Genomic DNA, 21,897 nt, shown 5'->3' with positions numbered 1-21,897 from the left:
TGCCGGGGTGAAGGCGCATTATTCGGCTATATGGCTGCTGATAAATCTCTCATCCATGTAGATATAAGCTATTTCGGCTATTTATCTATATGCGGAGATTGTCGTGTCGCATAAGCTGCAGCCATGTTTCTTGATCAAATCATGATTTATCCCCTCAAATCCGGTAAAGGTCGCTCGCTGGCGGAGGCGGTCGTTCACCCCTGGGGGTTGGAGGGCGACCGCCGGTGGGCGGTCGTCGACGAGCGGGGCGACAACTTGTGGCTGGGCGAGTTCCCCCGGCTGGCTTCCGTCGCCGCGGACTCCACCCCCGAGGGCGGTCTGCGCCTCGCGGCACGAGGGATGGAGCACCTCACCGTGCCACCCGCCACGGGGCCGACCACGCCGGTCGGCTTCTCCGGCCTGGACCGGGCGGTGCTCGCCGACGACCCGGCGCACGCCTGGTGCACCGAACTGCTCGGCCGCCCGGCCAGGTTGGTGTGGCTGGACGACCCCGGGCGGCGGTCCATCGACCCCGCGCACGGCGGGTTGCCCGGTGAGGTGGTCAGTTTCGCGTGGGACGCGCCGCTCCTGCTCATCTCGGAGTCGTCGGCACGCGCCCTGGACGAGTGGTTGGCCGAGGAGGCGGCCCTCCACGGTGAGGAGGCGCCCGTCCTCGGCCAGTCCGCCTTCGGGCGAAGCGACTCCCCGTTCGTGCAAGGGGAGTCCGGGTTCGTGCAAGGGGAGTCCGGGTTCGGGCGGGACGAGGCCGCATTTCCCGGAGGGGGTGGGGCGGGCAGGTCTGAGCGCGGTGGGAGCGGCTCTGTTGTCCCTGGCGAGGTCAGCTTCGCAGGCGGCGGGGCGGTGCGGGATGCGGGCGTGCCGGCGCGGTTGTCGCGGGTGCGGTTCCGTCCCAGCGTGATCATCGAGGGCGCGGAGGCGTTCGCGGAGGACCGCTGGAGCGAGGTGCGGATCGGCACGGTCCCCTTCCGCGTCTCGGAGCTCTGCGACCGGTGCGCGGTGACCACGATCGATCCGGAGACCCAGGTCAAGGGCAAGGAGCCGCTCCGAACCCTGGCCAGGCACCGCAAGTGGGACGGCAAGACCTGGTTCGGCATCCGCCTGGTGCCCTTGGAGTTGGGCCGGATCCGGGTGGGTGATCCGGTCAGCGCTCGGTGACCTGCGGCGAGAAGGGCGGCACCGTGGGCCGCGCGGAGCAGGAGGCGGCACGTCGCGGAGCGCAGGCCCAGGTCGCAGGTGACGCCGGGGGTCAGCACGTCGTGCTCTTCGGTGGGAGGGTCTTTTCGGTGAGATAGCGGTTGATGTGGTCGCGGGCGCAGGGGTTGTCGCCGTAGAGGGTGTGGCCGGGGCCGTCATGGGCGATCGTGACGCTGCCCGGCACCTGGCCGATCGCTCTGGCGACGGCGTCCGACTCGCCCCAGGCGCCGGCGCCGAGCAGGGGCGGAAGCGTCTTGGGGAGCGGGGTGGGCGGGTTGGTGACCGGCACCGGCCAGCCGATGCACTGCAGGGTGCCGGTCGCGATGGTGCCGGCCGTGCCCGCGTCGGGGGCGACCTTCCGCAGGCGCGTGACGGTCGCGTCGAGCTCCTTGAGGTCGGCGGGGCGGGGCCAGTCGGTGCACTCGGTCACGCCGGTGGCCTGGTCGGGGAAGCGGGCGCCACGGGCGGGGACGAAGGCGGAGGCGTCGCCGGCGTGGGCCTGGCGGATGGACCGGGCCAGCGCCGGCCAGGCGGTCTTGCCCTGCCGGGCCGACGCGATGGCGAGGGCTTGCAGGTCGCGGCCCGTGTAGGCGACGTTCTTCGTGGCGGGGACGGGGGTGTGATCGGCTCTGGCCACCAGGGCCCGCCAGGTGCCGGGGATGTCCTTGCAGCCGTTGGCGGCGCACCAGTCGAAGAAGCGGGTCAGGAACCGTTCGTTGCCCTTGGCCATCTCCTCCAGCTCGTGGTTCCAGTCGGCGGGGCTGTGGTTCCAGGTGCCGTCGAGGACCATGGTGCGCACCTGGTCGGGGAAGAGGCGGGCGTAGGCCTGGCCGTAGAAGCCGGCGTAGGAGGCGCCGTAGTAGTTGAGCTTGGCGCCGCCGAGGGCCTTCCTGATGGCCTCCATGTCGCGCGCGTGGTCGGCCGAGCTCATGTTGGCGAAGAGCGCGGGGTCGGCCTGGCGGCAGACCTCCGCCTGACCGCGGTTGGTGTCGGACAGCCGGCCGAGGTCGGCGTCGTCGCGCGGGAAGTCGGGGATCGGGGTGCGGGTCCACAGGCAGGGCAGGCCGGTGCTGAGGCCGCGGAACTGCGCGCCGTAGCCGCGGGTGTCCCAGGTGACGACGTCCATGCGTTTGCGCAGGTCCGTCCACCAGCTCGGCAGCGACTGGGTGAGGGCGATGCCGGGGGCGCCCGGCCCGCCGTAGGCGACCAGGGCGACGCCCTCCGACGTGCCGGTGGCGGCCAGCCGGCCCAGCTTGAGGGTGATCTTGCGGCCGTCGGGGTCCTTCCAGTCGACGGGGACCTGGAGGTCGGCGCACCTCATGCCGATCGTGTCATGGGGGCAGGCGCTCCAGTCGAGGGCGTCGGCGGCGCGCTGGGCGTGCGCCCCGCCTCCGGAGCTCACCAGGACCAGGGCCATCGCGAGAGACTTCAACATGCCGTTCACGATGCTGGAAAGGGCCGGCGTGGCGCGTCGGACCACGGTTTGATATCTCGGGGCGGGACATCAGACCTGGGTTTGTCATCCCGATCGCTCGCCCAGTGCTCGGTCCCGTGGTCTCTCCTGCATCATGAGAAAGTCGGCCAAAGCCGGCGGAGCCGAGGGGAACGACGCGGATGGGCCTGGAGGTCGAGAGCCGACCGTCGGATTCGCCGTACGTCGAGCGGGTGTGGCGCAGCACCAGCCACGACGTGAGCCGGATGACGTCGATCGCGGCGGCGCATTGGGATCTGGTCTTCTGGCAGCACCGCGGCAAGGTCAGCGTGGCCGTTCTCGGCCCCGAGTCGAAGGCGAGCCAGGCCCCCGTTCCCGAGGGCGCCACGTTCTTCGGCATCCTTTTCTCGCTCGGCACCTACATGCCGCATCTGCCGGTCAGCGGGCTCGTCGACGGTTCCGCGGAGATTCCCGATGTGACGCCCAGGTCGTTCTGGTTGAAGGGCTCGTCCTGGCGCCTCCCCGACTACGAGAACGCCGAGACCTTCGTGCGGCGACTGGTGCGCGAGGGCATCGTGGACCGCGATCCGGTCGTCGCCGCCGCCCTCCACGACGCGTCGCCGGACGTGTCCGAACGCACCCTCCAGCGGCGTTTCGTGGCCGCGACCGGACTCACCCGCGGCGCCGTCCGGCAGATCGACCGGACCAGGCAGGCGGCGCTCCTGATCCAGGAGGGCGTGCCGATCCAGGACGTGATCCACCGGCTCGGGTACTACGACCAGCCGCATCTGGCGAGGTCGTTGACCCGCTACATCGGCCGCACCGCCACCCGCCTGAAGGATCCCGACGCGGCGGAGCCGCTGTCGCTTCTGTACAAGACCTGAGCGTCCGATCCCGCCTAGCCTCTCACCATCATCCCGGCGAGCGAGGAGCAGAGCGATGGCTAAGATCATTTCGAACTTCTTCATTTCGGTGGACGGCGTGGTGGAGTCGCCGGACAAGTGGCACTTCCCGTACTGGAACGACGAGATGGGGGCCGTGGTCGAGGAGGGCATGCGGAGCGCGGCGGCGATGCTCATGGGACGCAGGTTGTACGACGAGTGGGCCGCGTACTGGACGACGACGCAGGACGACCAGGACGTCGCCCGGGCCTTCAACGACATGCGCAAGTACGTCGTGTCGAACACCATGGAGAAGGCGGACTGGAACAACACCACCGTCGTCAACGGCGACGTCGCGGCGCGGCTGCGCGACCTCAAGAAGCGGACCGACGGCGACATCCAGATGTCCGGGTCCGCGACGACCGTGCGGTGGCTGCTGGCCAACGGGCTGCTCGACGAGCTGAACCTGCTGGTCCACCCGATCGCCGTCGGGCGCGGGCAGCGGCTGTTCGAGGACACTCCGACCCACCCGCTGAAGCTGGTCAAGTCCGAGACGTTCCAGACGGGGGTGCTCAACCTGACCTACGTGCCGGACGCCGGCTGACCAAAGGAGCGACTTGAGCGCGGACGTGGAGAACGACGCCGTCGTCGTCCAGTACTTCGCCCGCTTCGGCAGGCGGCGCCACCGGCTGGCGCGCGTGTACGGCGCCTGGGTGCGGCGCATGGTCGCCGAGGAGGGCCCGGAGGTCCTCGACCGGATCGAGCTGGACATCCGGTGCGAGTGCTGTGACGAGGAGCAGGCTCGCGTGGAGCGGCTGTCGTGGATGAAATCCAGGTACGCGCGACGGAGGAACGCCCGCCGGTGACGGTGTGGCCGCGTTCTTCGCGGCCCCCGGCCCGAACCAGCCGAATTTCGGTCAGTACAGTACGTGGATGGCGAACCTACGGCAGCAGATCCTCGCCGAGCTTGGCGTCAAGGCGACCATCGTCCCCAAAGAGGAGATCCGGCGACGCGTCGACTTCCTCAAGGACTACCTGCGATCGACCCCGGCCAAGGGCTTCGTGCTCGGGATCAGCGGCGGCCAGGACAGCACGCTGACCGGCAGGCTGTGCCAGCTCGCCGGCGAGGAGCTGCGCGCCGAGGGGCACGAGGCCACCTTCGTCGCGGTGCGGCTGCCGTACGGCGTGCAGGCCGACGAGCACGACGCGCAGATCGCGCTGGAGTTCATCCGGCCCGACCGGTCGATCACGGTGAACGTCAAGCCGAGCGCCGACGCCGCCGGCGCCGAGACGGCGCTCGGCCTGCGGGAGCTGCTGGGTGGCGAGCCCCACCTGCGGGACTTCGTGCGCGGCAACATCAAGGCCCGGGAACGCATGGTGATCCAGTACTCGATCGCCGGGCAGCTCGGCATGCTCGTCGTGGGCACCGACCACGCGGCCGAGGCCGTGACCGGCTTCTTCACCAAGTACGGTGACGGCGGCGCCGACGTCACGCCGCTGACCGGGCTGACCAAGCGCCAAGGCGCGGCCCTGCTGCAGGAGCTGGGCGCGCCGCCGAGCGTCTGGGAGAAGGTGCCGACCGCCGACCTGGAGGACGACCGGCCGGCGCTGCCGGACGAGGTGGCTCTCGGGCTGACGTACGCGCAGATCGACGACTATCTGGAGGGCGTCGACGTCACGCCGGACCTGGCGGCGAAGGTGGAGTCGGTCTACCTCGCGACCCGGCACAAGCGGACCGTCCCGGTCACCCCGCTCGACGACTGGTGGCGCTGACCGCCGGCTGGTCCGCCGACGCTTCTTTGTCGGTCCCGTATGACAGGCTGAGCCGGTTGCCCAAGATCGTATGACGGGAGACCGCATGGCCGACTGGCGTGAAGTCACCGACGCGGCGCCGGAGTTCGCCGCCCGGGTCCGGGAGTCGTTCGAGTCGCACAAGCACAAGACCATCGCGACACTGCGCAAGGACGGTTCGCCGCGGGTCAGCGGCATCGAGGCGTACATCGTCGGCGACGACCTGTGGTTCGGGTCGATGCCCGGCGCCCTGAAGGCCCTTGACCTGCGGCGTGATCCCCGCTTCGCCCTGCACGGCCCTCCGGTGATCCTCGGCGCCGACGACTCCGCCGCCTCGTCGGGTGACACGAAGTCAGGTGACACGAAGCTGTCCGGGTACGCGGTCGAGGTGACCGACCGCGACCGGATCGCGCCGATGCTGGCCGCGCGCGGCTTCGACCGCGATGCGTTCCCCGACTCCCATTTCTTCAGGGCGGACATCCGCGAGGTCGTGCTGACGCACATCGAGGGACCCTCCATGGTCATCGACCTGTGGCGCCCCGGCCAGGGCCTGCACCGCCTCAAGCGCCCATAGCGTCGTGCCTGGCGCCCAGCAGGGGGAACGCGGCGCGCCGATGCCACCGGTCGCCGTCGCTGACGAAGAGGCTGACGGACGTGACGTCGGCGCTCACCGGCAGACGTGCGGTCAGCGCCGCTTCCACCTCGTCGAGCACGTGCCCCTGCCGGCCGTGGGCGACGGTCAGATGCGGGACGACCTCCGCGAACTGCCCGCCGTAGGGCGGCGCTTCGGGCCATCGCGCCACGACGGCCTCGGTCAGCGCGCGGAACGGCTCGGCGGGCGTGGGAACTCCGGCGGAGGCGAAGGAGTCGAACCGCTGCCGCCAGGGCCCCACCACCGGCTCCGCTTCACCGACGACGGCCAGCAAGGCCGTCTCGCCCGCTCGATAACGCCCTGAGGTGCCGTCCGACATGAGGGGATGATGTCAGGCGTCCCGGGCGCGTCGCCATCTCTTATCCTGCGCGGGAATGCGAGCTGCGCGGCCGTCCACCGGGGGACCGGTGAGCACGCTCGGTACGCGTCGGCCGTCAGCGGGCGCGACGGTCGTCCACCTCGACCGACAACATCCCCCACTGACCGGCGAACCCGGCCGACTCGACGGCCAGACCCTCCCCCACCCCGCCCAGGTGCTCGTCGGGGAGGAAGTGGACGACCGTCCCGGTCGTTCCGTCATCGCTGATCGGCGTCAGACCGGTCACGGGAACGCCGCGCTCGTAGCGCTGGGTCCAGGCCCCGCCGCGGCGACGGTTGGTGTGGACGAGCCAGACGCTCGACGCCGCGACGACGGACATGCCCCGGCGCGGGTGGCCGTCGGGCAGGAGCGGGGCGTCAGGGGCGTCGAAGAAACGCAGGTCCTTCGAGGCCATGACGGGCTTCTTCACGACGTGGCCGTCCTCGTCGACGCGGGTGTCGGTGCCCCGCCCCTCATCCGCCACGGACACCGATCCGTCGGGGTGGAGGGTGACGGCGCAGCGCCCGCCGCCGTTGCTCTCCGCTTCGTCGGCCGCGTAGGCGAGGACCTCGAGGACCAGATGCCGGACGCCGCCCGGGGCGAACACGGCCGGGTTCCGCCGGATCTGCGAGAGGTGCTCGACGTCCACGCCGCTCGCCCAGTCGTGCGTGGTGTTGCGCCAGGAGGCCCTTGGGGTGCTCACCGAAGCAGCCTACGTCCGCCGGACCGGACGGCCGAACGGCCGTCGGCCGTCGGCCGTCACGAGGAGATGTGCGACGATGCCCGCACCATGTCACACGATGCCGCCCTCACCCAGTTCGCCGCTCGTCCGGTCGCCGCCGTCCCGCTCGACCCCGCCTCGGCGGACGCCCCGCAGGTGACGCATCGGCCCGGACGCGGGCTGCTGCTGGTGCAGCGCGGGGACACCGAGCTGGCCGTACGCGACCTGCGCCGGCAGGAGGCGGAGACCCGCTTCCCCGCGCCCTGGCCCCGCCGGTACGGCTCGGTGGCGGTGTCTCCCGCAGGTGATGTCGCCGTGTTCGCCGGCGTTCACGCGTTGCGAGCCGTGGACCCGGCCGGCGCCGTGCGGTGGGAGATCCGGCACGGCTGCTGGTCCGCCGCCGAGTGCGCCGAGGCCCATGCCTCGTTCTCCGAGTACGCCGACGACCACGACCACGATCACGCGGACAGCGGCTCGGCGGCCTTCTCCTCGGACGGCAAGCTGCTCTGGGCCCACATCCGCACCTACGAGGGCCACGACATCAAGGAGGAATGGCTGGTCATCGACCCCGTCGACGGCATGGTGCTGGCGCGGGCCGAGACGATGACCGTGGGGTCGGGCTCGATCCACTTCCCCCATCCGGACCCGGCGTACATGGGGCTGACCGTCGCCGAGGGCGAGGAGGACTCGCCCGTGCTGTGGGGACACTGGGACGGCGCGACGTTCACCGTCCGGCGGTTCGCCGAGGAGGTCCTCCTCGCCGTGAGCCCGTCCGGGGAGCACTTCCTGACCACGGATCCGGGGCAGTGGACCCTTTACCTGCGCCGGGGGGAGGACGGCACGGAGCTGCGGCGTCTGGACGCCGACGCGGCCGTGCCCCCGGTTTCGAGCGGGGACGGCGACCGCGTTCGCTGGGACCACGAGGCGGCGTTCCCGTACGACGAGGTCGCCGTGGTCGGCACCGAGTGCCACGCGGAGACCCCTCGCCACTGGCTTGTCGATCGACGCACGATGGCCCTGCGCGGCCGGGTCGTCTACCCCTTCCCCGTTTCGGGGTCGCCCCGATCGGCGGGTGAGGGCGCCTGGTACACGATCTCCGAGGACCGGACCACCCTGCACCTGTGGAGGCTGCCGCATGAGTGATCGTCCTCGCCGGCATGATGCGACCATCGAGGATCCCCTCACGGTTCCGGAGCTCTCGGCCGGTGACGGGGTCCTGCTCCGTCCGTGGCGGCTCGATGACGTCGCGGTCGTCGAAGAGGCCTCCGGAGACCCCTACATCCCTTTGATCAGCACCGTGCCGTCGAGCTATTCGGACACGGAGGGCGCGGCCTTCGTCCGGCGGCAGTGGAGCAGGGCCGTCGAGCGCGTGGGGTATTCGTTCGCGATCGCCGATGCCGGCGATGACCGCGCGCTGGGCCAGATCGGATTGTGGCCGGGACCGCACGGGCGCGCCTCGGTGGGCTATTGGGTGGCCGGCTCGGCCCGGGGCAGAGGTGTCGCCTGTGCGGCGTTGCGCACGATCTCGTCCTGGGGCCTGGAGCGTCTGGGGATTCCGCGGCTGGAGCTGCATGTCGAGCCGTGGAACGCGGCGTCGTGGAAGGCGGCGGAGCGAGCCGGCTTCCTCCGCGAAGGGCTGTTGCGCGGTTGGCAGGAGATCGGCGGTGAGCGCCGCGACATGTACGTCTATTCCAGGCTGCTCACCGACCCGGCCTGAGCCGGGCGGTGAACAGCACGGCGCGGCGTCGGCCATGACGGAACCCAGGCCGGCTCAGGCGGCGCAGCCAGGCCCCGGAAATAGTCGATGATCGCCCGAAGCCCAGGGTGCGGATTGGTTCGGGGGAAGATGAGCGACTGCGGATACGCGATCGTGGGATTCACGACCGGAACGCGGCGGAGGCCGTAGGTCGTCGGCCAGACGAGGCGGTCGCGTGAGCCGACGAAGGTGGCCACGTCCGCGCTTTCCGCGAGCGTTTCGAGCAGTGCTTCGACGCCGAAGTTCGGGCCTGCCCCGTCGATGCGGAGGTCGAAGGCGGTGGCGAGCTGATCGTAGAAGTCCGCCCACTCGCTGCGCGGCGCGATGCCCGGCACCCAGATCCGATGCCGGCGAAGCTGGGCCGGGGTCAGCGTTCGCGCGGAGGCGAGCGGATGTCGCGGGCCCACGAGGAGCTCCAGCGGGAAGTCGATGACGTGCGCCATTTCCAGGTCGCGGGGCAGCGCGGCCGGGTCGGTGACGGTGCGGAACGAGGCGTCGACATCGCCCGCGCGGATGGCGGCGACCGCCACGTGCGGGTCGCCGGCTTTCAGGGTCACGACGTCGAGGCCGATCCCGGGATGCGCCCGCCAATAGTCGTGCAGGACGACGGCCTGCCCGCTGCGGAACCCGAGCACGTCGATCCGCAGGGCCCGGGTGTCCGGCCTGATCGCGTTGATGGCGCGTTCGACCCCCGTGACGATGCCGCGTGCGTGCGGGAGGAACGCCTGGCCGTCGATCGTCAGCTCGACCCCTCGGGCGGTACGGGTGAACAGGCGGGCCTCCAGCTCGCGCTCCAGGGCGGCGATCCGCTTCGAGACCGCCTGCTGGGTCACGCCCAGCTCGTCGGCCGCGTGCTGGAACTGTCCGACCTCGGCCGCCAGGACGAACGTTCGCACCGCTTCCGTGTCCATCGCCTCAGCATAGAGACGCACAACCGATCGTTGTGGTCGGCGGAGAGTCGGTTGTTTGATCCTGGGCTGGCGCGGCTGGTGTGATGCGGGACGCCGAACAGTCGGTTGTCGCTAAGGAGTCACGTGCGGGTGAGTTTGGGGTCCGGATTCGGCTGGCTGTGGTCGGCCTACGCTGTCAGCACCTATGGCACGTGGATCGCTTTCGGGGCGTTCCCTCTCATCGCCGTTCAGGTCCTGGAATCGCCGGCATTCGCCGTCTCGTTCCTCGAAGCCGCCGGGCTCGCGGTCGCGGCGATCGTCGCCGTCCCGCTCGGGCCGTGGGTCGAGCATCGGGCCAAGCGCCCGGTGATGATCGCGATGGACCTGGTCCGCTTCGTCGCCATGGCGAGCGTCCCGATCGCGTACGTGCTGGGCCTGCTGTCGTACGGCCACCTGCTCGTCGTGTCGATCGTCACCGGAACCGCGGGCATCGCCTTCGCCGCCGCCTCCGGCGCGTACGTGAAGCACCTCGTCCCCAGCGACCGGCTCCTGGTCGCGAACGGCAGGTTCGAGGGCACGGCGTGGGTGGCGACCGCGGCCGGACCGCCGCTCGGCGGCGCGCTGATCGGGCTGCTCGGCCCGATCGTCACGGTGGTGGCGGACGCCTTCAGCTACCTGCTGTCCGCGCTCGGAGTGCTCCGCATCCGCGGAGGCGACGTCGCGGCGCCTCGCGACCCGGGGACCAGGATGCGCGCGGCCGACCTCCTCGACGGCTGGCGCTTCATCCTCCACGACCGCGTCCTGCGCGGTCTGTTCCTCAACTCCGTGACCGTCGGCGGTCTGATCATGGCCACCCTCCCGCTCCTGTCCGTCCTCCTGCTGGGCCAGTACCACTTCCCGGCCTGGCAGTACGGTCTGGCCTTCGGCCTCCCGGCCGTGGGCGGCTTCGTCGGCGCCCGCCTCTCCGCCCGCCTCGTCGCCCGCCACGGCCGGCACCGCGTCATGATCGTCTCGGGCTGGCTGCGGTCTCTCTTCCCGCTCGGCCTCGCCTTCACCCAGCCGGGCGTCCCCGGCCTCCTCACGGTCATCGCCGTCGAGGGCCTGCTGATCACCTGCATGGGCGTCTTCAACCCCATCTACGCGACAGAACGCCTGCAACGCACCCCCACGGATCACACCGCGCGAGTCCTCACCGCGTGGAGCGTCAGCGGCAAACTCGCCCAGGCCGCCCTCATGGTGGTCTGGGGCGTCCTCGCCACCCTCACCAGCCCGCTCACGGCGATCGCGATCTCCGGTGTCCTCCTGCTCGCCACTCCGCTCCTGCTGCCCAAGGGAGCGCATACGCCTGATCCCGCGGTCGCGGCACCGACCGGCGATCAGGGACGCCGCAGCCTCACCGCGAGAAAGGACGGCTTTCGATGAAGCTTGTCGTACGCGGCTTCGTCGATCTGCCGCAGGTCGGCGATCGGGCGGGGTTCGACCAGTTGCTCCAGGACGAAACCCGCCGTCAGCAGTTCGCCCAGGAAGGTCTCCAACGGCATGCGCTGATAGTGGATCGAGAGCCCGCTGCCGCCGACAGGCAGGTCTCTCCAGTCGTGGCTGAAGTACGAGCCTCCGAAGTGGAGCCAGTCGGCTGTGGGATGAGTGGTCGAGACCAGGAGCCATCCATCCGGTCGCAGGACGCGGCGCACCTCGCGCAGCAGTTGCGTCCGGTTCCTGATGTGCTCGTACGCGAGGGCGCAGAGCACCCCGTCGAACGACGCGTCGTCGGCGAAGCCGAAGGGCTCTTCCAGATCGTGGAGGAGCAGGTCCGCATGGCCGTTCACGCGTGCTCGCGCGTGGCGCAACAGCGTGTCGCTGCCTTCGATCCCCACCACTCGGGCGCCCCGGGCCGCCAGTTCGGCCGCGTAGTGGCCTGCCCCGCAGCCGACATCCAGGATTCCGGCCCCGGAGACGTCGCCCGCGAGTTCCAGCATGGCGGGTCTGTCGGTGTAGGCGTTGTAAGGGCTCGTATCGGCATGCTCGGCGAAGAAGTCGCCGAGCGCGTCATGGTAAGCGGTTGCCTTGCGCATCGGGACATCATGGCGGCAGGCGGAAGCGGACCGCCATCGAGTTTCCCCTTGACCTTGACGCCCAGGTCAGCCTTTAGCGTCCCGTCCACTCACCTACGGAGAGAGGACACTCATGGACGGCTTCGCGGGCAAGGGCGTGGTCATCACCGGAGCCGGCACCGGGATCGGCCGGGCCACGGCTCACCGGTTCGCCGCCGAGGGGGCGCGGGTGCTCGTCGTCGGTCGTACCGCTGCGCGCCTGGAGGAGACCGCCGCCGCGCACTCCTCGATCAGCGTCTTCGCCGCCGACGGCGCGGCGGCCGACGGGCCCGAGCGGATCGTCGAGGCGGCGATGCGGCGGCTGGGCCGCATCGATGTCCTGGTCAACAACGCGGCGATCACCCGGCCCGCCGCCCTCGGCGCGATCGACCGCCGTACCGCCGAAGAGCAGATCGCCACCAATCTCCTCGCTCCCCTCTTCCTGGCCCAGGCGGCCCTGCCGCACCTGGCGTCGGCGCAAGGGACGATCGTCAACGTGTCCTCCAATCCGCCCTGGGGCGGCTGGCCGGACAACTCGGTCTACGGCTCCACCAAGGTCGCGCTCGACTTCCTGACGGCCACCTGGGCGGTGGAGCTCGCGCCCAAGGGCGTGCGTGTCGTGTCCGTGGCGCCCGGCATCACCGCCACACCCGTGCTCGCCCACGCCGGGTACACCCCGGAGCAGATCGCCGCCGCGGGCGAGGGACTCGTCGGGCGCATCCCGCTCGGCCGCGTCGCGCAGCCCGCCGAGATCGCCTGGTGGATCGTGAACGTGACGCGCCCCGAGGCCGCGTACCTCACCGGCACGGTGGTGCGCGTCGACGGCGGACTCTCCGTCGCGGCGGGGCAGCCCGTGGCGGCGGGACAGTAGACATAAACTCGGACAGTGCTGATCGGGGAGCTGGCGCGAGCGAGCGGCGTCACCGTCCGGGCCCTGCGGTATTACGAGCAGCAGGGTCTGCTGCTGCCGGAACGGGCCGCCAACGGGTACCGGCACTACGACCGCAGGGCGGTGACCAGGGTCCGCAACATCCAGCTCCTGCTGTCGAACGGCTTCACCGCCCAGGACGTACGAGACTTCCTGCCCTGCCTGGACGACGCCGACGTCTCGCTGGGGCCGGCCTGCCCGCCCAGCGTGGAGGCGGTGACCAGGAAGGTCACGGCCCTGGAGGAGCGGATCGCCGAGCTGAGCGCCGTCCGGGACCGGCTCGTCCAGGCCCTGAGCGGGAACGCGACGCCGCGGCGGCCCGGCACTGTCACCCGCCACCCCGCCTTCACACCTTCTCGTGCGGGCTCACCGGCCTGATCCGGCTCGCCGGGCGGACATAGCGGTTGCTGACCAGCACGCTGACGAGCGACAGCGCGGCGAGCGCGACGAGCCAGAACGCCGGCGCGAGAGGCGTGCCGAGCGTCGCGAGCAGCCAGGTGACGACGACCGGTGTGAGGCCGCCGAAGATGACGGCGCCCACGTTGTAACTGATGGACAGGCCGGTTCCGCGGGCCGTGGTCGGGAAGAGCTCGGCCATGCGGGCGGCGAGGGGCCCGGTGTACCACGGCTTGATCAGTCCCATCAGCGTCATGACGACGGCCATCGTGGTGAAGCTGGGCGCGGCCTGGAAGAGCAGGAACAGCGGGATGCCGGAGACGGCGATGCCCACCGCCGCGATGACGAGCAGCCTGGTCCGGCCGATGACGTCGGAGACGTGGCCGGCGAGCGGAGCGATCAGCACCATGACGGAGCCCGTGATGATGACCGTGGTGAAGCTGGTCGACGCGGGCAGACCGTACTGCCGGATGGCGTACGTCGGCATGTAGGTGATCAGATAGGAGTAGGCGGTGGACACTGCGAGGATCCCGATGCAGAGCGCCATCCTGGTCTTGTGCGAGCGCAGCGTCTGCGCCACGGGCTGCCTGAGCTGGTGAGCGCCGCGGGCCTGGCTGAACTCCGGCGTCTCGCTGAGGTTCTTGCGGATGTAGTAGCCGACGGGGCCGAGCAGCAGGCCGACCGCGAAGGGGACCCGCCAGCCCCAGGCGTCGAACTGCGCGTCGGTCAGGACGCCGCTGGTGATCGCGAGCAGCAGGGTGGCCAGCACCGTGGCGAACGCCTGGCTGGCGCCCTGCCAGCTGGCCATGAAGCCGCGCCGGTCGGCGTTCTGCTCGACGAGATAGCCCGTGGCGCTGCCGAACTCCCCGCCCGCGGAGAAGCCCTGCAGCAGCATCGCGAGGACCATGGCGATCGGCGCGGCGACGCCGATCGTGTCGTAGCCCGGCAGGAACGTGATGATGAGAGTGGCGAGCACCATGATGCGGATGGAGGCCATCAGCGCGGGCATCCGGCCCGCGCGGTCGGCGTAGGCGCCGAGCACGAGCGCGCCGACCGGGCGGATGACGTAGGCCAGCGCGACGGTGCCGAAGGCCAGGAGGAGCGAGCTCTTCTCGTCCTCGCTGGGGAAGAACTGCTCCGCGATGGTGCTGCCGGCCAGCGTGTACGCGGTGAAGCTCAGCCATTCCAGGGCGTTCCCGACCGATGCCGCCGCCACGGGCCGCCACGTGCCGCTCATAGTGCACCACCGATGCTGCGCAGGACCGCGGCCGCGGTCACGATGCCGTCATGGAATCGGGCGAGTTCGAAGTTCTCGTTGGGAGCGTGGTTGCGCTCGTCGACGTTGGCCAGCGGAATGCCGTAGCAGGGTAGCCCGAGCCCGTCGGTGAGACCCGCGATCGGCAGGCTGCCTCCCATCGCGGGCGCGAACAGCGCCGGCTTGTCGGCCGTGGCGTTCACCCCGTCGAGCACCGCCTGCGCGTAGGGCGCGTCCGGCAACGTGCGTGAGGGCTCCATCATGGCCTCGAAGGTGACCTCGGCGTGCGGAAGCCGGGCCGCCACGTGCCGGCGCACCGCGTCGGCGACCGTGGCGGCGCGCTGGCCGATGGCGAGCCGCATGTCACAGCGGGCGATCGCGACCGACGGGATCACCGACCGGTGGTCCTGGCCGTCCAGGCACGTGAGCGAGTTGATGGAGAAGGTGGGCAACGCCAGCCGCTCGTTGACCCCGGCGTCGCCGCTCTGCTCGGGGCGGGCCGGGTACGCGTCCATGCGGTCGAGCCCGACCCCGGCGAGCAGCTCCCGCGGGGCCACGGGCAGCGCGTCGAGCGCCGCGCGCTCGGCCGTGGTCAGCTCCGTGGTGCCGGTGTCGTGGCCCTCGACGAGGATGCGCCCGTCGGGCGCCCGCATCGTCGACAGCAGCCACACCAGCTCCCACGCCGGGTTGGCCGCGACGTTGCCCCAGTTCCCCGAGTGCAACGCGGAATCCGGGCCGCGTACCGTGATCTCGAAGCTCACCACGCCGCGCACGCCGAGCAGCACCGTCGGCTCGTAGCTGTCGTGCACCGGCCCGTCGCTCCACACGGCGACGTCCGCGTCGAGGTCCGCGCGCATGCCGGCGAGCGTGGCCGCGAGGTGCGGGCTGCCGATCTCCTCCTCGCCGTCGAGCAGCACCGTCACCGAGCAGGGGAGCCCCTGCTCGCTCGCGAGCAGCGCGCGGACGGCGAGCAGCTGTGCGAAGTGCTGGCCCTTGTTGTCGCCTGTGCCGCGCCCGTACATCCGCCCGTCACGGATCGCGGCCTCGAACGGCGGGCTGTCCCACTGTTCGAGCGGGCCGGTCGGCTGCACGTCGTAGTGCCCGTAGACCACCACATGCGGGCTGCCCTCGGGACCCGGTACGTGACCGGTCACCAACGGCCATCCGCCCGTCTCGACGACGCGCGGCGCGAGGCCGCTCGCGGCCAGCAGTCCCTTGGCGTGCTCGGCCGCCTCCGGCATGCCCTCCCCGGTGGCACTGACGCTCGGCACGCCGATCCAGCCGGCCAGCTCCTGTTCGTGCCGCGCCCTGTTACGCGACACGTAGTCCTTGATGTCCTCGATCGACATGCCACCGCCCTTTGCGATTGCCTCCACAAAGTGAAATCGATCCCAATAATGAACATCGGTTATACTGCTGTCAATGGCTGACTCAACGCTGCCGACGGCTGAACCGGAACCCCGCCGGCGGGCGACCCCGCAAGACCTGCGCGCCCTGACACACCCGCTGAGCTGGCGCATCCTGCGTCTCTGCCTGGAGACCTCGCAGACCAACCAGCAGCTCGCCCAGCGGCTCGGCGTCGCGCCGGCCACCCTGCTGCGCCGCGTACGAGCCCTCACCGACGCGGGCTTCCTCACCGTCGAGCCGCCCCGCCAGGGCGAACACGGAGCATGGGAACGCCCCTACCGCGCCACCGGCGCGACCTGGCGGCTCGACCTCGGCACGGACGTGGACCAACTGACCGCCCAGATCGACCTGGCCATCGTCGACGCCCACCGCGCCGAGCTGTTCGAGACCGGCCCGACCCCCGGCCGCCACACCCGGCGCGCGATCCTGCACCTCGACGCCGAGACCCGCGCCGAACTCGACCGGCGGATCGACGCCCTCCTCGACGAATTCGAGAACCGCTCCACACAGGACGGCACGCCGGTATCCGTCCTGTGGAACGCGATCGAGCAGCGGAACACGCCCTAAAAGTTGTTGCAGAAATGTGTGTGTGGGCAGGTCAGCGCGGCTTCGTGACAGCCGGGTTCATGTCGCGAGGGCGAGGTTGTGCATGTGTGCGACGGCCTGGACAGCGTGGTGGAGGCCGGACCCCTTCTGCCGACAATCACGCAGGATCTTGTAGTTCTTCATCCGGGCGAAGACGTGCTCGACGCGGGCGCGAATGCGCCGGTGCTCGGCGTTGTCTTCCTCCTGAGCCCGCAACAGAGGTCGTCCCGCCCGTCTTCGGTGCGGGACGACCAGACCCGTGTTGACATAGGCGCCGTCGGCCAAGACCGCGACGCCCTCGCAGTGAGCCGCCAGGCCGGAGTCCCGCCAGGCATGCGCGTCGGCCTTGTTACCAGGCGCGGGCTGCCCCGTCGCCACCACCAGCCGAGTGTCAGCATCGATGATGACCTGCACGTTCGCGGAGAAACGATAGTTCTTGCTGGAGGCGCCGACCGTGCGATCCCGCACCGGGACCAAGGTGCCGTCCACGATCCACAGCCGCTCCGCCACCTGGGCGGGGCGCGTCACCGGCTCCAGCGCGAGCAGCGGGCCCAGCCGCGCGACGATCCGGCACACGGTGGCCGGGCACACCCCGAACAACGGTGCGAGCTGCCGCATCGTCAGGTTGGTGCGGTAGTAGACGGCCACCAGCAGCACCCGCTCCGGCAGCGCAAGACACCACGGACGCCCTCTTCCGCGCCCCCTGCCGGGGCCCTCACCGCCTCGCTCCCGCACCACACGCAACAGCCGGTTGAACCGGCTCATCCGCAGCCCGGTGAAGGTCTCCACCCATAACGGATCAGCGCGTAACACCCCACCCATACACGCAAGATGCCCGTTCAACTACTTTCTGCAACAACTTTTGGAGGCCGGCGGGCACCCGAGGCCGCGGCGGCGTCAGTCGTCGTCGCGGCCCGCGCCCCGGAAGGCGGACTCGGCGTCGACGATCCTGCGCTTGACCGGTGGGAGCCGGTCCATGACGCGCAGGGCCGTTCGCATGCCCGCCCGCGCCAGGCCGCCCGCGAGGCCGCCGCCGTGCAGGACGGAGCGACCGTCCATCTGCGCGCGGGACTTGATGACGGCGTCCCAGGCGTACCTGGCCATCTTCGTCTCGTAGCCGTGCACAGCCTCCAGCAGGGTCCACTCGCCCCCGTGGGCCCTGACGAGGTTGCGGGTGAGGAGCCGGGCGTCGCGCAGGGCGGTGTTCGCGCCGACGCCGCGGCCGGGGGTCATCGTGTGGATGGCGTCGCCGATCAGCGTGACGTTCGTGGTCGGCCAGGGGTCGATCGGCTCGGAGGTGCGGATCATGAGCGGGAAGCTGCTCCCCGGATCGCCGAGCTCGAAGATCCGGCGCAGGCTGGGATGCCAGTCACTGGTCAGATCCAGCACCAGCCGCTGGATCTGCGCCCCGCGCATGCGGGAGACGTCCTTCGGCAGCCACCGCTCGGCCGCCGCGAACCCCCACATGATGTAGTCGCGGCTGTTGTCGTAGAGCATGCCGGGCCAGTTCGCGATGGCCTGCGCGTCCGTGGCGCCGATTCCGCTCTTCGGCCTGCCGTCGGCGTCCCATTTGAAGCGCATGACGTGGAAGACGCACATGAACCCCTTCGGGCCGTGCACCATGCTGACCCCTTCGATCATGCGCCGGGGCAGCAGCGCGGCGGTTTCCGGGGTGAGCGGCGTCTTGCCGGTGATCCCGATGAGCCCGGTCTCGACGAGTCTCGCGTGCGGGAGATACTGCGCCCGCACTTCTGACCGCGCTCCTTCGGCGCCCACGAGCAGATCCCCGGTGGCGGTGCTGCCGTCCCGGAAAAAGGCCGTGACCTTTCCGTCCGATCGTCGCTCGTAACGCACGAACTCCTTGTCGAAGTGCACGACATCCTCGACGCCGGTGAGCAGGACCTGGCGCAGCGTCATACGGCTCACCGACTCGTCCTGCTCGTCCTCCTCCTTGGCCGCGGCCACCTCGGGGCCGGCGGAGAAGAGGAACTTCAGCTCGTGGGTGAGCTGGTTCCCGTAGACGGGCCGCCGGGCGCAGGTGGCGATGAACGTGTCATACAGCTCCGGCGCGAGATTAGCCTTCAACGCCCGCTTGCCGTCGGCGTCGATCCCGACCCGGTATCCCTGCAGGCCGTCGCGCCGGTTGAGGTCGCGCTCGTAGACGGCGACGCTGATGCCCGCCCTCTTGAGCCCCTGGGCCAGACAGAGCCCTCCGGTTCCCGCGCCGATGATGAGAACGTGAAACATGGTTCCTGATTTCCTAGGGCAGCAGTGACTCCTCGTCCCAGGTGATCTCGGCGGACCGCAGATCGTCGGCGACGGACCGCACCCACTCCAGTTCGGCCGCGGTAGTGGCGCGCAGATACTCCATTTCCAGAACGAAGAGCCGCCCCCACTCCGCGCCTTCCTCCAGGACCGTCTGGATTCGGCTCAGCTCGGCGGAGAGCTTGTCCTCGCGTTTCTCCAACTGCTTCCGCACCTCGTCGGGCGTCAGCAGGGGAATGAACGCCACCGCCGCCGGGAACTCCGGGAATTCCCGCGTCGGATTGGCCAGCGCGTCGAGCATCCATTCCCGCCAGATCGCGCGCCCCTCGTCGGTGAGCGCGTACAGGGTCCTCTCCGGCCGGTTGTGCTCCCGGCTGCTCTCGCGCGCCTCGACCAGCCCGCTCCTCTGCAGGCGCTCGATGGTGCGGTAGAGGCTGGCACGCTGCCCGACGTTCACCACCTCACCCTTGCCGCGGTCCTTGATCAGGCGCTGCATCTTGTAGGGGTGCATGGCGGGCATGCCCCGGTACTCCGCCTCCCGCAGGAGGGACAGCACCGCCAGGGCCAGGGTCGAACGGCGCTGGGTGACGCTCATAGTCGCCAGGGTACTAGTTGCCTGGCTACTATTCAAATCTGGCGCCCGTACGGATCAGGGTCGAGCCTGCCGTCTTGACCGGCTAAGGGAGCTGTTTCCGAAGCGTGAGCCAAGGGCCAAGCTCTCTCGCCGTTGGCGTGGGTGACAAATACCCCTGGATGTACTGGGCCGGCCCTAGGGCCTGTTTTGTGGATCTCATGCAAGCCATAGCAGCAGGCAGGCGATGGTGACAGCTGCCTGGTAGTGAACGGCGAGCTTGTCGTAGCGGGTGGCGATGCCTCTGAACTGCTTGAGCCGGTTGAAACAGCGTTCGACGACGTTGCGACGTTTGTAACGGGCAGGGTCGAACGCGCAGCGCCGGTGCCCTCGATGAGCTCGCCCAGCCAGCTGGTCGACGCGTTCAGGGATGGTCGCGCTGATACCCCGCCGGCGCAGATAGGTACGGATGGCCCGGGAGCTGTAGCCCTTGTCAGCGATGACGTGCTGAGGCCGGGTGCGGGGACGGCCAAGGCCGAGCCGAGGGACGCGAACGGCTGCCATCACACGGGTGAACTCGGTGCAGTCGTTGATGTTGCCGCCGGTGAGAACGAACGCCAGCGGCAGGCCGCGTCCGTCGGTGGCCAGGTGGAGTTTGGTGGTCAGTCCGCCGCGCGAGCGCCCGAGCGCCTGTCCGCCTTGATCCCCAACGTGATGGTTCGTCCTTGCCGGGTTCCCCCTTTACGGGCGCCCGCGGCGTGCTGGTGGGCCCGGACAATGGTCGAGTCGACGCAGACGGCCGACCAGTCCACCGCTCCTGCCGCATCCTCGTGAGCCTGGACATGCTCCAGCAGCCGCTGCCACGTCCCATCCGCTGACCAGCGACGGAACCGCTGATAGATCGTCTGCCAAGGGCCATACCGTTCGGGGATGTCCCGCCAGTCGGCACCGGTGCGGATCTTCCACACGATGCCGTTGAGCACTTGACGGTGATCCCGCCACCGGCCACCTCGTCCTGGGTGGGCCGGCAGTAGCGGCGCGATACGTTCCCACGCGGCATCGGTTAACTCATGGCGACGGACCATGTACCCATCGAGCCACACCCGAGCTCATCGCGCTGCCCGAATCGGCGAATCAGGAGGTTGAACCCACCTCCTGATCCACAAAACACGCCCTAGCAGGTTCCTGCACCGGCGGAGGGACAGAATCTCTGTCCGAGGCCGCTGCCGCCAGTCGGCGGCCCACTCTGCGGCCTGCTCCAGTCGCAGAGGGAGAGCCGCCAGGATGTCCGCGGCGAGCGCGTCAGCGTTCCAGAGCGACGAGCCCATGGGGCCGAGATCGCTGATCAGACCTGCGCGCAAGGAGAAGCGGTGCACATCGGCTCTGAACGTGTCCAGGCCTGCGGCCTCGGCTCTCCTATGGCCGTCTCCGCCCACATTCGCTGTCCTTCGCCCTGCTCAGGCTTACGGGCGTAGAAGCTGTTGACCTCCCACACGCCGAGCCAGTGGTTGATGAGTTCGGAAGGATCGTCGGTCACGAAGACACTTTTGCAGGCACAAGGGCGATCGCTCGGAGTTCCGTCACGAGCTGCGCTTGCCGGGGGCCAAGGCCAGGTAGGCGGCGCAAGCCGAGTCGAGGACGTCGATCCACCCAGGATGGTCGAGATAGGCGCTGTCCGGAGCGGTGGGGCCCAAGTCATCGAGTACATGCACGAGGGCGTCGACCACGATCTGTACGAGGTCGGCTTCTTCCTCGTCGCAGAACAGGTAGGGGATCATCGCGCGTGCCCCCGTTTCGTCCATGAAGGTGTCGTCGACCAGCCAGTGCACGGCAGCGGTGAGATCCGGCCATCCCTGTCCTGATCGCCACTGATGGGTTTGGTACTCGTGATCCCCCAAGGCGCGTAGTGCCTCCAGAACGTCCTCACGTCGCTGTGGCCACTGGACCTGAGGTGTCACTGGACGTCCTTTCTGTCTCCCTCGATAGGTCGATGACGAACTGCGGGCAGTGCTCGGACCGCTGCTGTCCCAGTTACTCGTGATCGTAAAAGGTTGGACAGCGCCCTTACGCGGACAAGAAAATCCCGGCATGGGGACCGACATCCACGGATTCATCGAGTGTCGCGCGTGGACTCGCGGGCTCGATTTCGGCGAGACCGCTTGGTGCGCTGCCATCTCGCTGGAGATGTTGTCGGCGGGCAGAGAATACGCCGCCTTCGACTGCCTTTTCGGGGTCCGCAGCTCCGGCGACTGGCAGCCGATCGCCGCCGACCGCGGACTCCCACAAGACGCGTCGGAGACCACCAGGGCGGGGCTGGCGGAATGGGGAGACGCCGCCTTCGGTGTCACGTGGTTGACCTGGAATGAAGTCGCCGCGATCGACTGGGACGAACCAGCCCTCCACCCGACCAATGTGGCCCAGTACCGGCAGCTTTCCGATCAGCGCCTGGAGCTCGTCCACCGCTCGGTATGGAGCCGCAGATTCGCTCGGGCCAGCGGCGTGAACACCTTGGCCGTCGATCCTGGTCAGGTCGCTGTTCTGTGGGACGAGGGCACCGAGTGGAGGGACGGGGACGCCGTCTTCCGCGTTGAACGTCTCACGCGCCGCCATGCCGTACCGTCCGACAGTCACTGGCAGGGGGTATGGACGGTCATGCGTACGCTCGCGCACGTTCACGGCAACGATGCGGTCCGCTTGGTCGCCTGGTTCGAGGGATAGGCGGCAC

The 21,897-nt window shown here is 69.8% G+C and carries 25 protein-coding genes; 13 read left to right on the top strand and 12 right to left on the bottom strand.

The annotated features are described in order from the left end of the window. Positions 1-141 precede the first annotated feature (141 nt). On the top strand, positions 142-1,155 hold the full coding sequence (locus HD595_RS12810; RefSeq protein ID WP_253768712.1) for an MOSC domain-containing protein: 1,014 nt from the start codon (positions 142-144) through the stop codon (positions 1,153-1,155). 91 nt (positions 1,156-1,246) lie between these two features. Here HD595_RS12810 and HD595_RS12805 read toward each other — a convergent pair whose 3' ends face one another. Beyond that, positions 1,247-2,629 (bottom strand): alpha/beta fold hydrolase, encoded by a 1,383-nt coding sequence (locus tag HD595_RS12805; protein WP_253768711.1) that lies wholly within the window; start codon positions 2,627-2,629, stop codon positions 1,247-1,249. Between the two features lie 179 nt (positions 2,630-2,808). On the opposite strand from HD595_RS12805, the gene HD595_RS12800 reads away from it, so the two are divergent. From HD595_RS12800 to HD595_RS12780, 5 genes are all read left to right on the top strand, one after another. After that, positions 2,809-3,510: a helix-turn-helix domain-containing protein gene (locus HD595_RS12800; RefSeq protein ID WP_253768709.1), complete on the top strand. Its 702-nt coding sequence runs from the start codon at positions 2,809-2,811 to the stop codon at positions 3,508-3,510. 55 nt (positions 3,511-3,565) lie between these two features. Further along, positions 3,566-4,111 carry a dihydrofolate reductase family protein gene (locus HD595_RS12795; RefSeq protein WP_253768708.1) on the top strand — a complete coding sequence of 182 codons (546 nt, stop codon included), beginning with the start codon at positions 3,566-3,568 and terminating at the stop codon, positions 4,109-4,111. Positions 4,112-4,124: 13 nt separating this feature from the next. Next, positions 4,125-4,373: a hypothetical protein gene (locus HD595_RS12790; RefSeq protein WP_253768707.1), complete on the top strand. Its 249-nt coding sequence runs from the start codon at positions 4,125-4,127 to the stop codon at positions 4,371-4,373. A gap of 67 nt (positions 4,374-4,440) precedes the next feature. Next, positions 4,441-5,280 (top strand): ammonia-dependent NAD(+) synthetase, encoded by an 840-nt coding sequence (gene nadE, locus HD595_RS12785; protein ID WP_253768705.1) that lies wholly within the window; start codon positions 4,441-4,443, stop codon positions 5,278-5,280. An 85-nt stretch (positions 5,281-5,365) separates the two neighbouring features. Beyond that, positions 5,366-5,872, top strand: a complete 507-nt coding sequence (locus tag HD595_RS12780; RefSeq protein WP_253768704.1) for a pyridoxamine 5'-phosphate oxidase family protein — start codon at positions 5,366-5,368, stop codon at positions 5,870-5,872. Here the strand turns inward: HD595_RS12780 and HD595_RS12775 are convergent. Together HD595_RS12775 and HD595_RS12770 are read right to left on the bottom strand one after the other, a co-directional pair. Continuing rightward, positions 5,859-6,269 (bottom strand): 2'-5' RNA ligase family protein, encoded by a 411-nt coding sequence (locus tag HD595_RS12775; protein ID WP_253768702.1) that lies wholly within the window; start codon positions 6,267-6,269, stop codon positions 5,859-5,861. The genes HD595_RS12780 and HD595_RS12775 overlap by 14 nt on opposite strands. 115 nt (positions 6,270-6,384) lie before the next feature. Next, the gene (locus HD595_RS12770; protein ID WP_253768701.1) at positions 6,385-7,011 is read right to left on the bottom strand and encodes a hypothetical protein; all 627 of its coding nucleotides are present in this window, start codon (positions 7,009-7,011) and stop codon (positions 6,385-6,387) included. Positions 7,012-7,098: 87 nt separating this feature from the next. Between HD595_RS12770 and HD595_RS12765 the strand changes: the two genes are divergently transcribed. Together HD595_RS12765 and HD595_RS12760 are read left to right on the top strand one after the other, a co-directional pair. After that, positions 7,099-8,172 (top strand): hypothetical protein, encoded by a 1,074-nt coding sequence (locus HD595_RS12765; protein ID WP_253768699.1) that lies wholly within the window; start codon positions 7,099-7,101, stop codon positions 8,170-8,172. Then, on the top strand, positions 8,165-8,746 hold the full coding sequence (locus tag HD595_RS12760; RefSeq protein WP_253768698.1) for a GNAT family N-acetyltransferase: 582 nt from the start codon (positions 8,165-8,167) through the stop codon (positions 8,744-8,746). The genes HD595_RS12765 and HD595_RS12760 overlap by 8 nt, the downstream gene beginning before the upstream one ends. On the opposite strand, the gene HD595_RS12755 is transcribed toward HD595_RS12760, so the two are convergent. Continuing rightward, on the bottom strand, positions 8,716-9,696 hold the full coding sequence (locus HD595_RS12755) for a LysR family transcriptional regulator (RefSeq protein WP_253768697.1): 981 nt from the start codon (positions 9,694-9,696) through the stop codon (positions 8,716-8,718). The genes HD595_RS12760 and HD595_RS12755 overlap by 31 nt on opposite strands. A 129-nt stretch (positions 9,697-9,825) precedes the next feature. On the opposite strand from HD595_RS12755, the gene HD595_RS12750 reads away from it, so the two are divergent. Then, the gene (locus HD595_RS12750) at positions 9,826-11,097 is read left to right on the top strand and encodes an MFS transporter (RefSeq protein WP_253768696.1); all 1,272 of its coding nucleotides are present in this window, start codon (positions 9,826-9,828) and stop codon (positions 11,095-11,097) included. Here HD595_RS12750 and HD595_RS12745 read toward each other — a convergent pair. Next, complete coding sequence (locus HD595_RS12745) at positions 11,052-11,747, bottom strand: class I SAM-dependent methyltransferase (protein WP_253768695.1); 696 nt, start codon at positions 11,745-11,747, stop codon at positions 11,052-11,054. The genes HD595_RS12750 and HD595_RS12745 overlap by 46 nt on opposite strands. Before the next feature lie 112 nt (positions 11,748-11,859). On the opposite strand from HD595_RS12745, the gene HD595_RS12740 reads away from it, so the two are divergent. Further along, positions 11,860-12,636 (top strand): SDR family NAD(P)-dependent oxidoreductase, encoded by a 777-nt coding sequence (locus HD595_RS12740; protein ID WP_253768694.1) that lies wholly within the window; start codon positions 11,860-11,862, stop codon positions 12,634-12,636. 15 nt (positions 12,637-12,651) lie between these two features. Beyond that, entirely contained in the window at positions 12,652-13,071 is a 420-nt protein-coding gene (locus HD595_RS12735) for a MerR family transcriptional regulator (RefSeq protein WP_253768693.1), read from the top strand. Here the strand turns inward: HD595_RS12735 and HD595_RS12730 are convergent. Both HD595_RS12730 and HD595_RS12725 read right to left on the bottom strand, forming a co-directional pair. Next, complete coding sequence (locus tag HD595_RS12730) at positions 13,040-14,326, bottom strand: MFS transporter (RefSeq protein WP_253768692.1); 1,287 nt, start codon at positions 14,324-14,326, stop codon at positions 13,040-13,042. The genes HD595_RS12735 and HD595_RS12730 overlap by 32 nt on opposite strands. After that, positions 14,323-15,693 (bottom strand): M20/M25/M40 family metallo-hydrolase, encoded by a 1,371-nt coding sequence (locus tag HD595_RS12725; RefSeq protein ID WP_253768691.1) that lies wholly within the window; start codon positions 15,691-15,693, stop codon positions 14,323-14,325. Before HD595_RS12725 ends, HD595_RS12730 begins: the two co-directional genes overlap by 4 nt. Before the next feature lie 73 nt (positions 15,694-15,766). Between HD595_RS12725 and HD595_RS12720 the strand changes: the two genes are divergently transcribed. Continuing rightward, entirely contained in the window at positions 15,767-16,318 is a 552-nt protein-coding gene (locus HD595_RS12720; protein ID WP_253768690.1) for a winged helix-turn-helix transcriptional regulator, read from the top strand. A 57-nt stretch (positions 16,319-16,375) separates the two neighbouring features. Here HD595_RS12720 and HD595_RS12715 read toward each other — a convergent pair whose 3' ends face one another. The 5 genes from HD595_RS12715 to HD595_RS47210 all read right to left on the bottom strand — a co-directional run bounded on the left by HD595_RS12715 (position 16,376) and on the right by HD595_RS47210 (position 21,262). Beyond that, a complete protein-coding gene (locus tag HD595_RS12715; protein ID WP_253768689.1) occupies positions 16,376-17,158 on the bottom strand; it encodes a transposase family protein in 783 nt (260 codons plus the stop codon). A 75-nt stretch (positions 17,159-17,233) separates the two neighbouring features. Next, a complete protein-coding gene (locus HD595_RS12710; protein ID WP_253768687.1) occupies positions 17,234-18,583 on the bottom strand; it encodes an FAD-dependent oxidoreductase in 1,350 nt (449 codons plus the stop codon). A 13-nt stretch (positions 18,584-18,596) separates the two neighbouring features. Further along, a complete protein-coding gene (locus HD595_RS12705; RefSeq protein WP_253768686.1) occupies positions 18,597-19,196 on the bottom strand; it encodes a PadR family transcriptional regulator in 600 nt (199 codons plus the stop codon). A gap of 195 nt (positions 19,197-19,391) precedes the next feature. Continuing rightward, positions 19,392-20,257 (bottom strand): IS5 family transposase gene (locus HD595_RS12700; RefSeq protein WP_420540749.1). Its coding sequence is split into 2 segments (ribosomal slippage): positions 19,392-19,861 and positions 19,861-20,257, totalling 867 coding nucleotides; the frame shifts between segments, so codons are not numbered across the junction. Between the two features lie 495 nt (positions 20,258-20,752). After that, entirely contained in the window at positions 20,753-21,262 is a 510-nt protein-coding gene (locus HD595_RS47210) for an SCO4402 family protein (protein ID WP_420540754.1), read from the bottom strand. Here HD595_RS47210 and HD595_RS12690 point away from each other — a divergent pair. Further along, positions 21,261-21,890: a hypothetical protein gene (locus HD595_RS12690; RefSeq protein ID WP_253768682.1), complete on the top strand. Its 630-nt coding sequence runs from the start codon at positions 21,261-21,263 to the stop codon at positions 21,888-21,890. The two genes, HD595_RS47210 and HD595_RS12690, sit on opposite strands and share 2 nt — an antisense overlap. Positions 21,891-21,897: the final 7 nt, after the last annotated feature.

It is taken from the genome of Nonomuraea roseoviolacea subsp. carminata, from assembly GCF_024172185.1.
Lineage (GTDB): Bacteria > Actinomycetota > Actinomycetes > Streptosporangiales > Streptosporangiaceae > Nonomuraea > Nonomuraea roseoviolacea.
The sequence above is the reverse complement of the archived record's forward strand: the minus strand, read 5'-3'. Positions and strand labels throughout refer to the sequence as shown.